Consider the following 11,251-nt stretch of genomic DNA (forward strand, 5'->3'; position numbering starts at 1 on the left):
TTCCAGCGCCTGCTGGATCGACAGGTTCTCGCTCAGGCCTTCCATGACCAGCGCATTCAGGCGCGGATCGTTATAGGCCGTCCACCAGGCAACCGTCGACACATCGCCAAGCTCCTTGGCGCCGCCTTCGTTGAATTTCGCCGGGAGAGGCATCTCCGGGGGAACATGATCCGGGCCGCTGACGCAGCCCGCGAGAAGCAGCAGAAGTGCCGGAGACGCAAAGCGAAACGATACCATTAAAAATCTTCCTGTAACTCGACCAAATTCATTTCATGTCTGAAGCTATTACACTTCGCTCTCGGCCGCGCTTCGCTCATACGAGAAACACCATCCCGAAGCAGTCGTGCGCAATGTATCAATGAGTCCCGGTTTCTTACAGTGCATTTATATCACACTCACGCTTCATTTTTCGTGCGGCGGGCGAAGACTCGCCGGATCACAACGAAGAAGGACGGGACGAAGAAGATGCCGAGAGCCGTCGCCGAGAGCATGCCGCCGAGGACGCCGATGCCGATTGCGTTCTGTGCAGCGGAACCAGCACCGGTGGCGATCGCAAGCGGCACGACGCCGAGGATGAAGGCAAGCGACGTCATGATGATCGGACGCAGGCGCAGCCGCGCGGCTTCAAGCGTCGCCTCCAGAAGCCCCATCCCGGTCTCCATTCGGTCCTTGGCGAACTCGACGATCAGGATCGCGTTCTTCGCCGCCAGTCCTATGGTCGTCAGCAGACCGACCTTGAAGTAGACGTCGTTGGCCTGGCCGAAGAGGCTCGCCGCTGCCAGCGCCCCGAGAACGCCGACCGGAACGGCCATGATGACCGAGAACGGGATCGACCAGCTTTCGTAGAGCGCCGCAAGGCAGAGGAAGACGACGAGGACCGAGATCGCGTAGAGCATCGGCGCCTGCGATCCGGAGAGGCGTTCCTGATAGGAAATGCCCTGCCATGCCACGGTGTAGCCACCGCCCAGTTGTTCGGTCAGGACTTCCATTTCATCCATCGCATCACCGGAGCTCACGCCCGGCGCGGACGCGCCGTCGAGCGGGATGGCACTTACGGCGTTGAAGCGGGCAAGCGTCGGAGCGCCCTTGACCCACTCGGTGCGAGTGAAGGCCGAGAACGGAACCATCTCGCCGCTCGAATTGCGGGCATACCAGTGATCGAGATCATCCGGCTGCATGCGGAACGGTGCGTCGCCCTGCACGTAGACCGGCTTGATTTCGCCGTTCAGGGTGAAGTCGTTGACGTCGCGACCCGTGAAGATCACCGAGAGCATCGAATTGACCGCGGCGATATCGACACCCATGGCGCCGATTTTCTCCTGGTCGATGATGATCTTCATCTGCGGTTCGACTTCCTTGTTGTTGCTGCGCAACGCTACGACCTTGCCGCTGGCATTGGCCGCCTGGATCAGGCGCTTGGAGGCCGCATCGAGAGCGTCCGTGCCATGGCCGCCGGTATCGACGAGGTACATGGAGAAGCCGCTCGATACGCCCATGCCCTGAATTGCGGGCGGCAGCAGCGCGAAGACCTGCGCCTCGCGGAAGGTGAAGAACGTCTTCAATGCGCGCGTCACGACGGCCTGCGCATGCAGGTTGGCGTCCGTGCGCTTGGAGAAGTCCTTCAGCTTGGTGAAGACAATAGCGCTGTTCTGGCCGGAGCCGTTGAAGCCGAAGCCCAAGGCGCCGAAGACGGATTCGACAGCGTCCTTTTCATTTTCGCGATAGTACTTCTCGACCTTTTCGACGACCGCCTGCGTTTGCTGGGTCGTGGAACCGGGAGGCGTGGTCACGATGGTGAGCAGAACGCCCTGGTCTTCCTGCGGCAAGAACGAGCTTGGCAGGCGGTTGAAGAGGTAGGCACAGCCGACGCCGATCAGCAGGAAGACGACCATGACGCGGAACGGCCGCTTCAACAGGTAGGCGATGGTGCTGACGTAGCCGTTGGTCGAGTGCGTGAAGTTGCGGTTGAACCAGTCCCCGAGGCGGTTCTTCTTATGCTCGGCCACCGGCTTCAGCATGGTGGCGCAAAGCGCCGGCGTCAGCACGATCGCGACCAGTGCAGAAAGAAGCATGGCCGAAACGATGGTTACGGAGAACTGGCGGTAGATGATGCCGGTGGAGCCTCCGAAGAAGGCCATCGGAATGAAAACCGCGGTGAGGACGAGCGCGATACCGACGATGGCGCCGGTGATTTCGCCCATGGACTTCTCCGTCGCTTCGAGCGGCGAGAGCTTCTCTTCGGTCATGATGCGTTCGACGTTTTCGACGACAACGATAGCGTCGTCGACGAGCAAACCGATCGCGAGGACCATCGCGAACATCGTCAGCGTATTGATCGAATATCCGGTGGCTGCAAGGATGCCGAAGGTTCCGAGCAACACGACCGGGACCGCGATGGTCGGGATCAGCGTCGCACGAATGTTCTGTAGGAAGACGAGAAGAACGACGAAGACGAGAACGATCGCTTCGATCAGGGTGTGAACGACCTTTTCGATCGACAGTTCAACGAACGGTGTCGTGTCGTACGGATAGGTGATTTCGACGCCTTCCGGCAGGCCGCGGCTGATCGTATCGAGCGCGGCGCGAACGCGGCCGGCGGTGTCGATGGCGTTGGCGCCGATGGCCAAGTTGACCGCGAAACCGCTGGAGGGCAGCGTGTTGTAGCGCGAAGAACCACCGTAGCTTTCCTGGCCGATCTCAATGCGGGCCACGTCGCTCAGGCGGACCGTCGAGCCGTCCTTCTCCACCTTGAGGATGACGTGCTCGAAGTCGGAAACAGTCGTCAGCTGGCTCTGCGCGGTGATCGTCACGTTGAGCTGCTGGCCATCCACTGCCGGCTGGGCGCCCAGCGAACCGACGGAAACCTGGGTGTTCTGTGCTTCAATGGCCGAGGTGATATCGCCCGTCGTCAGCTGATACTTTAGGAGCTTGTAGGGATCGAGCCAGACGCGCATAGCGTAGCCGGAACCGAAGATGTTGATGCTACCGACACCTTCGAGGCGCTGAATCTGATCTTCGATCGAGCTCGACATGATGTTGCCGAGATCGACGGAGGAGCGCTTACCATCGGTCGAGACCAAGGCGCCGACGAGCAGGATACTCGACGTCGAGCGGGTGACACTGATGCCGGCGTCGATGACGTCACTCGGCAGTTTCGACTGCACGAGCTGAAGCTTGTTCTGCACCTGGACCTGCGCGATATCCGGGTCGGCGCTGGTGCCGAAGGTCAGGGAGATGCTGGCCGAGCCGGTCGACGAAGTCGAGGTCATGTAGGTCAGGTCGTCGAGGCCGGTCATGCCGTCTTCGATGATCGTCGTGACCGACTTCTCAACAGTTTCCGCACTGGCGCCGCGATAGGTGGCGTTGATGCGCACGGTGGTCGGCGCGATGTCGGGATACTGCGAGATCGACAGGGTGAAGATCGCCAGCACGCCCGCAAGCATGATCGTGATCGCAATGACCCACGCAAAGATCGGGCGTCGAATGAAAAAAGTTGCCATTGGCTTGTTATTCCTGTGCGGCTCGGATCAGTGATCGTCGCATTACTTTGCGGCGGGCTTCTGCGCGTCACCGGACGAGGGTTGTTCCGCGGGCACGACAATGCCCTTCTCGTTGATCTTCATCGGCATGGGCTTTACCGGCATGCCTGACGTGATCGACTGCAGGCCGGTCACGATCAGCTGATCGCCGTCCTTGATGCCGTCCGTCACCAGCCATGCGTTGTTGGAAGGCGATGCGTTTTCGAAGATACGGGTTTCGACCTTGCCTTCTGCGGAGACGAACTGCGCCGTCAGCTCACCGTTTGCATTGCGGCTGGTCGCCAGTTGGGGGAGGGCGAAGCCGCTCTCGGAGCCCAGTTCGAGCGTTGCGCGAACATACATGCCCGGCAGGATGATGCGCTCAGGGTTCGGGAAGCGCACGCGGATGATGAAGGTGCCGGTCGTCTCGCTGACGACAGACTTCGACATGTCGAGGGTGCCCTTCTGATCGTATTCCTTGCCGTTTTCCAGAATCAGACGGAACGCGGCATTGCCGGCATTGCCCTTGATCTCACCCGACTGGATCGCGTTGCGCAGACGCAGCAGGTTCGTGCTCGATTCAGTCAGAAGGATGTAGACCGGATCGAGCTGGCGCACGGTGGTGAGGGCTGTCGTCTGGTTGGCCGAGACGACGTTGCCGACGTTGTAGGCCGTCTGGTCGATCAGGCCGTCAAAAGGCGCGGTGATCTTGGTGTGGTCGAGATCGATCTCGGCCGCTGTCAGGGCCGCCTTGGCGGACTCGACTTCGGCCTGCGCCTGCAGCAGGTTCGTCTTTGCGGTTTCGAATTCGATCTGCGTCGCACCGGAGCCAACGAGGCGCTGGTAGCGATCGAAATTGCTCTGTGCGCTCGGAACGCTGGCTTCGGCCTTGGCAATCGCTGCCCGCGCCTGTGCGACGCTCGCCAGATAGGGCGCATCCTCGATCTGATAGAGAACGTCGCCCTTCTTGACCTCGCCGCCTTCGCGGAACGGGATTTCCGTGATGATGCCGCTGACCTGCGGACGGATATCGGCAACCTGTGATGCTTCGGCGCGACCAGGCAGGATCGTCGTTACGGGGAAGGAGCCCTTCGTCAGCGTGACGACGCCTACCGGCGCTGCCTGCTGCGCCGCACCCGCAGCGCCGCCGGCGGCGCCTTGCGTCTTGCCGCTATCGCTGCAGGCTGCCAGCACGCCTCCGATCGCGAGAGCGGAGGAAACGAGAAGAATGCGCCGTATCATAATGAAATCCCCGTGCGGTGGCAGCTGAATCAATGGCTTCCGGGAAGAAGCCCGATTCCCGATTCAGAATCATTAGCCACTGATCCGAATTTAAGAAAGACTTTACAAAGTGACGTATGGTAAGAATCGTCACTTAGCAAGCGCTATTTTGCAGTGCGGCATCCACGAAATTCACGATGTCACGAGCGCGCTGGACAAGTGTGTCTTTATCGTCACGGGCAATGAGGACGGGGTGCAGGACACTGGCAAGAACGTCCGAAACGGTGTCTGCCGCCCGTTCCGGGTTGGTGCAATTATAGCGTCCCCTTGCGACGCCTTCGCGAACGATGTCCCGCAGCTTGTGGACGATGCGCTCCCGATATCGGTTGCCTGCCTCGAGCTTTGCCTCGACGGTCATCAGGACCATTTCGAAGATGTAGGGGTTCTGCTGGATGTCCTGGAGGTGGCTGTCGAGCAGTCGGAGCACGAAGCGCAGTAGCTGTTCCTGCGGAGGGAGATCGTCGTCATAGGCGGCAAAGCGATCGGCCACGTCACCGAGATGGCGTTCCGCGATAGCGTCGACGAGCGCGGACTTGGTGCGGAAATGCTTGAAGACGTTGGCCGGCGACATGCCGAGCGAGGAGGCGATATCGGCAATCGACACCGCTACGAAGCCACGTTGTCGAAACAGCAATTCCGCCATCGACAGGATGTCTTCGCGTGTCTCTTCGGCCTTGCGCCTTGGCCTGCGTGCCATTCATGCCCCCGCCGGTTCGTCTCCGGCCCCAAGTCTTTCCGATGCTAATGCGAACAGCGGAAGACCTGCAAGCTTATGTTGCAGGCCATGCCGCGATCAGTTGTGCATTCAGGAAAAATAGGGCGAAAGATTCCGGCGAACACGCTCGACCGGGGTTGCCTCGCTGTCGTCGGGGACGAAGGTCTGGGCGGTGATCGCCTCATAGGCCTTTATATAGACGGCGGAGGTTTGCTCAATCAGGTCGACGGGAATCTCCGGGATCTCATCCTTATATGGATCGCACCGTTCGGCGACCCATGCGCGGACGAAGTCCTTGTCGAAGCTTGCCGGGCGTGTGCCGGCTTCGAAGCTTGCCTGATAGCTGTCAGCCAGCCAGTAGCGGCTGCTGTCAGGCGTATGAATTTCGTCGGCCAGAATGATGTTGCCGTTTTCGTCCGTGCCGAACTCGTATTTGGTGTCGACCAGGATGAGGCCGCGCTTGGCGGCGAGTTCCTGGCCGCGCGCAAAGAGCGCGAGGGCATATCGCGACAGCGTTTCCCATTGCGTCTGGGTCAGCAGTCCGCGTTCGACAATCTCCGTTGGCGTCAACGGCTCGTCGTGGCCGCCGTCGAATTCCTTGCTGGTGGGGGTGATGACCGGCTCGGGCAGTTTCTGGTTGTCGCGCATGCCGTCGGGCAGGCGCATGCCGTACATCTCGCGCTCGCCCTTCTTGTAGAGCGTGAGGATGGAGGTGCCTGTGGTTCCGGCGAGATAACCGCGCACGACGATTTCGACCGGCAGAATGTCGAGGCGCTTGCCGATGACGACATTCGGATCCGGATATTCGATGACGTGGTTGGGGCAGATGTCCTTCGTGGCCTCGAACCAGTAGCGCGCGGTTTGCGTCAGGACCTGGCCCTTGTAGGGAATGCAGGTGAGAATCCGGTCGAAGGCGCTGAGCCTGTCCGTGCTGATGATGATGCGTCGTCCGTCGGGAAGATCGTAGTTCTCACGAACCTTGCCGCGGTAATAGTTCGGCAGTTCTGGAAAATGGGCTTCGGAGAGGATGCGCACGTGGACCGTCCTTGTCGGTTAAGGGGCTTTCCCCTGCTCTAGTTCCATTGCCGGGGATGTCAAGCAAACCGGCCTTAAAGCCAGAAGACATAGACAAGAACTAGGGTCAAAAAATAAGATCCCAGTGCCAGCGGGCCGCCAATCTTCAGAAAGTCACGGAAACGATAGCTGCCGACGCCCATTGCGAGCGTGTTGTTGTGGTGGCCGAAGGGCGTGAGGAAATCGAGCGAGGCACCGGCCGCGACGGCAAGAAGATAGGCGGCGGGGGAGTGATGCGCGATCGATGCGAATTCGATCGCGATCGGGCTGAGCACGATGGCAACGGTGGCGTTGTTGACGAACGGCGTGATCGCCATGGCGAGAAAGAGCAGGAGGCCGACGCCTGCAACGGGGTTGGCAATCGGGATGACCGCACGCAGGCCGGTCGCAATGACCTCGGCGGTTCCCGTGCTTGCGACGGCAGAGCCGATGGGGATCATCGCGGCAAGCATGATGATGATCGGCCAGTTCAGATCCGCCATCGCCTGGCGGATATTGAGATAGTTCAACAGGGCGAGCGCCAGTACGACCGCGGCGAAGGCGATATCCGGCTGCAGCAACCCGAATGCAGTCGCTGCCACGCCGCATGCAAAGATAATGAACGGTTGCCAGGCACCGCCGCTGCCATGCGATGGTGGCTGGGAGGCAAGCGGAAGGCATTCGCATTCCTCCAGCGCTTCCGTGATGGCGGCATGTTCGCCTTCCAGCACAAGGATGTCGCCGATCGACAACTGCAGGTCCTCGAAGCGTCCCTCGATACGCGGCGAGCGCATCGACAAAGCCGCAACCACGATGCCGCGGCTGCTGAAGACCTCGAGCGAGCGCAGACGCGAGCCGACCAATGTGCTCTCCGGCATCACGACTGCTTCGATGCTGGTGAGTTCGACCTGTGGAACTGCCGGATGTCTCGCCGGAGAGAGGGCGCCGGATGCTGTCAGTTCTGCGAGGACTGTATCGTCGGTCTCCGCCAACAGGTAATCGCCTGCTACGACATGGGACTTGTCCCGAGCCCCGAAGACAAACGCGTTGTTGCGGATCAGGGCATGCGGCTGAAGGCCGAAGCGGGAGGGTATCTCCGCAAGATTCACGCCAATGAGGGGAGAGTGGTCGGGGATATGCCGTTCGCCTACCACGCGCCGTGCGGCGGGATTGGGCGTCGCCGCATCATTGCCAGTTTCGGCGAATGTCCGGGGCGCGCGCCACGAGACGAATGCAATACCGATGATGAGCAGGGGCGCGCCGACGTAGGCAAATTCGAACAGGCGAAATCCTGTGCCCGTTGCCTGTGCCATGGCATCGCTGACCAGCAAATTCGCCGGTGTCCCGATCAGCGATACGATCCCGCCGAGCAGCGCGGCGAAGGAGATCGGCATGACCAGTTGGCGTTTCGGGATCTTCATGACCGCGCTGACCCTCAGCGCGACGGGCAGACCGATCGAGAACGCACCGATATTGTTCATGAAGATCGAGAGGAGGCCGGTGGCCGACGACAACGCAGCAATCACCCCTGTATTGGAGAGGCGCGCCTCGCCGAGGAGACCCGCCAGCCGATCCAGGATCCTGGCGCGTGCCAGCACCTGTACCACAAGCAGGATCTCCACCACCGTGATCACGACCGGGCTCGCAAAGCCGGCGAAAACCTGGTTGGCCGGATAGAGCCCGAGCGCATATCCCGCCAGCAGGCCGGCAATGGCGACGATCTCGATCCTGAACCGCTCAAGGGAAAACAGCGCAAGCATCGCGATCAAGAGGATCAGCAAAGATACCTGCTCAAATGTCATGGGGTGTCCCGAGCATCTTCATTCGGATCGAATGTAGCGGTTCGGCGTCCCCTGTATAGGGCTATATATTGCAGGCGCCCGACCGACGGCTGTCCAATCAGCGCGAGATCCGGCGCCATGTGCCGTTCTGCGTTTTCTCAAGAACTGGCGTGGAGAAGACGCCGATCGTTCTTTCCTGCCAATGCGATCCGGAAGCGTCGAGCGTGTCTCGCCAGCGATCCGATTGCAGCATGGCCGCGCCGATCGCGACGGGCGTGATCGCGCAGCCCGCAAGCAGATCGAGCCCCGATACGATCGACGTGCCGCTCGATATCACGTCGTCGATCAAGGCCACGCGCCGGTTTTCGAAAAGCGGAAGCATGCGCGGGTCGATATAGAGGCGCTTTTGTTGTGTCGGCGTCGTGATCGAAGACAGCGGTACGGAGAGCTCGTCGCGGTACCAGAACTTTCTCGATGTGCCGAGCGGCACGTAGCGCCGGTGGCCGAGCTTCTGCGCGACGGCGGCGGCAAGGGTAAGCCCGAGCGTGGGCAGCCCGACGATCACGTCCACATCGAAGGCCCGCAGCTTCGCCGCGAGCCGCTCGGCCAGGGCGTCGAGGACCTCGAAACTTGCCTGATTTATGATCAGCGAGGCAAGGGCATGCTGCCCGTCCGTCATCACGCGGACCGGCAGGCGAAGTTGCCGGCCGTCATCGAATTCGGCCACATAAAAGGAGGTGAATTCGTCTCTGCTGTGAAAGCTGCCTGCAGCATGGATTTCCTGCCAGAAGTCGTGCGGCGCCAATTCCGTCATGCGATTCAATTCCGTCTTGTCTTTTCCATGCCTGCGCGAACACGGAGTTCCTTCAGCTCGGCCTCCGTCAGCGTCCGCGCCGTGCCCTTTGTCAATGTGCCAAGTTCGACGCTGCCGATCGCGACACGCACGAGCCGCAGGCATTCGGTGTCGAGTGCTTCCAATATCCGCCGGATCTGCCGGTTGCGGCCCTCGTCGAGTTCGACCTCGATCCAGGAGTTGCGGTCGCCGCTGCGGAGCAGGCGCGCCGAGGTCGCCTTCAGCAGTTCGCCATCGTGGCGAACGCCGTAGGTCATATCAGCCAGCCGCTCCGCATCCATGATCCTGTCGACCTGGACGTGGTAGGTCTTGGTGACATGGGTGTCGGGATCGAGCAGCGCCTGGGCAAAAACGGTGTCGTTGGTAAAAAGAAGGAGACCTTCGCTGGCCTTGTCCAGCCTTCCGACGGGCGACAGGTGCGGAATGTCGAAATCCTTCAGACAGTCGTAGACAGTCGGGCGCCCTTCCGGGTCGTGGCGCGTGGTCACCAGCCCGCGCGGCTTGTTCAGCATCAGATAGACGAATTCTTCGGCGGCGACACCGATACCGTCAACGGCAATCTTCGCCTGGGTGATATCGACCCAGGCGGACAAATCGGTGACGATGCGGCCGTTCACCGCCACGCGGCCGTCGGCGACAAGCCGCTCGGCTTGCGTGCGCGAACAGTACCCGAGTTTGGAAAGAGCCCGGGGCAGCGTCACGCGTTTGCCGGACGCATCGGCGGCAGGCTTCATACGCTCTCGGGGTTTCTGTGGTGCTCGGCGCGCCCTCACTCTGTCGCCTCTGTCAGATGTCGATGCGGTGTTTCTGGCATGAACCGTTTGACGATGCCAGCGATCCGGCATCAAAACGCGGGGATAAGCCCGCCGTCATGGCCGAGAAAATCGCCATGCATGAACGCCGGCGCTGACCACGCCGACGTTCATGAAAGAGGTTTCGTGAAGGGATGCTGGGTTGGAGGTCGGCCTAATGGCGGGCCATGAAGCCAGCGAGTTCCTGCCGGTCCATCACTATACCGGCCGCCGCTTTGGCCGGATCGGGATGCGTATAGGAAAAGCGCGACATTTCGGGCAGTTCGAGAGCCTGTCGCGCGTTCATGATGCCGACCGCATGACGGCCATTGGCGCCGTCGACGCTGACTTCGACAATGCAGTTCAATCTCTTCCCGTCCATGAACTGTTCTCCCGCTTCTTTATTACGCCATTCCCTATCCCGGAAAATTGGTTTTTCTAAGACGTTAGTCTTATGAGCCGCATCCTACGTCGGATGGAAACGGCTCGCAAGAAAAAGCGGGGTACCAACTTCAGGCGGGTGGTCTAACGCCACCAGTGGCGGGGCTCCTGTTGCTGACTGCTCAGGAGGTAGCCGGCGAGGAAGCCGATGGCTCCGGCCAAGGCCAATGCGGTCGTTGTTGCCGCGGCGTGCTCGCGAGCAGCGCCGGCTGCTGCCACGCCCTCGGCCTTGATGTTTGCGACAGCAGTCTTGGCGCGGGGCGTGATCTCGTCATAGGCCTTGCCGGCGCGATCGCGCACTTCATAGTAAGCTTCGGCCCCTTGCGCGGAGATCATCTTCTGAAGTCGCGACACCTCCTGCTGGAGCGCTGCGATGTCCTTGCTGACCGAGGCCCTGACGTCGTCGGTATTGGCTGCCATGTCTTTTCTCCTTTGTTGTACCGAAGCAGAAACACCGCAACGGGCTGTTGGGTTCCAGACGGCTTTCATCGGTCGATAGAGGCGGCCGCGATCGGCGCGGCTGTCTCAGGGGAGGCTGAAAACGACAAAACAGGGCGTATGCGGGGGAGGCGAGAGGGCGCTTCCGGCAGTTTTTGACCGTCCGGTAAAGAAAATCGAATGGTCTGGGGGAGGGCAGGGGGCTAGGTCTCCTCTCTCTCCGGAAATTCCCTCTGTGGAATCAGCATGTTACAAAAATGTCAAAAAACTTTGTTGGGGTGTGTTGACTTAGAAAGGGTGGGGGCCGTATAAGCCGCTTCACAGAACGAGGGCGGCGGCGCTGCTGGCGACGAAGACCTTCGCTCTAAGATTTCTTTTAG

9 protein-coding genes and 1 pseudogene are annotated in these 11,251 nt (G+C 60.7%); all 10 read right to left on the bottom strand.

Annotated elements, in window-relative coordinates; all coding sequences use genetic code 11:
• Positions 1-237, bottom strand: a pseudogene (locus tag A6U87_RS19715) (nodulation protein NodT); the annotation flags it as partial.
• Positions 238-395: 158 nt separating this feature from the next.
• Complete coding sequence (locus A6U87_RS19720) at positions 396-3,500, bottom strand: efflux RND transporter permease subunit (RefSeq protein ID WP_065693010.1); 3,105 nt, start codon at positions 3,498-3,500, stop codon at positions 396-398.
• A gap of 42 nt (positions 3,501-3,542) precedes the next feature.
• Entirely contained in the window at positions 3,543-4,760 is a 1,218-nt protein-coding gene (locus A6U87_RS19725; protein ID WP_065693018.1) for an efflux RND transporter periplasmic adaptor subunit, read from the bottom strand.
• Between the two features lie 133 nt (positions 4,761-4,893).
• The gene (locus A6U87_RS19730) at positions 4,894-5,496 is read right to left on the bottom strand and encodes a TetR family transcriptional regulator (protein WP_065693011.1); all 603 of its coding nucleotides are present in this window, start codon (positions 5,494-5,496) and stop codon (positions 4,894-4,896) included.
• 108 nt (positions 5,497-5,604) lie between these two features.
• Positions 5,605-6,549 carry a phosphoribosylaminoimidazolesuccinocarboxamide synthase gene (locus A6U87_RS19735; RefSeq protein ID WP_065693012.1) on the bottom strand — a complete coding sequence of 315 codons (945 nt, stop codon included), beginning with the start codon at positions 6,547-6,549 and terminating at the stop codon, positions 5,605-5,607.
• Between the two features lie 74 nt (positions 6,550-6,623).
• Entirely contained in the window at positions 6,624-8,369 is a 1,746-nt protein-coding gene (locus A6U87_RS19740) for an SLC13 family permease (RefSeq protein ID WP_065693013.1), read from the bottom strand.
• Positions 8,370-8,466: 97 nt separating this feature from the next.
• Positions 8,467-9,162, bottom strand: coding sequence for a phosphoribosyltransferase (locus A6U87_RS19745; RefSeq protein WP_065693014.1), 696 nt, complete (start codon positions 9,160-9,162; stop codon positions 8,467-8,469).
• A 5-nt stretch (positions 9,163-9,167) separates the two neighbouring features.
• Positions 9,168-9,974: a pseudouridine synthase gene (locus A6U87_RS19750; RefSeq protein ID WP_065693015.1), complete on the bottom strand. Its 807-nt coding sequence runs from the start codon at positions 9,972-9,974 to the stop codon at positions 9,168-9,170.
• Positions 9,975-10,167: 193 nt separating this feature from the next.
• Complete coding sequence (locus A6U87_RS19755) at positions 10,168-10,374, bottom strand: hypothetical protein (protein WP_065693016.1); 207 nt, start codon at positions 10,372-10,374, stop codon at positions 10,168-10,170.
• Positions 10,375-10,517: 143 nt separating this feature from the next.
• A complete protein-coding gene (locus A6U87_RS19760) occupies positions 10,518-10,853 on the bottom strand; it encodes a hypothetical protein (RefSeq protein ID WP_065693017.1) in 336 nt (111 codons plus the stop codon).
• Positions 10,854-11,251 lie beyond the last annotated feature (398 nt).

It is taken from the genome of Rhizobium sp. AC44/96 (genome assembly GCF_001692185.1).
GTDB lineage: Bacteria > Pseudomonadota > Alphaproteobacteria > Rhizobiales > Rhizobiaceae > Rhizobium.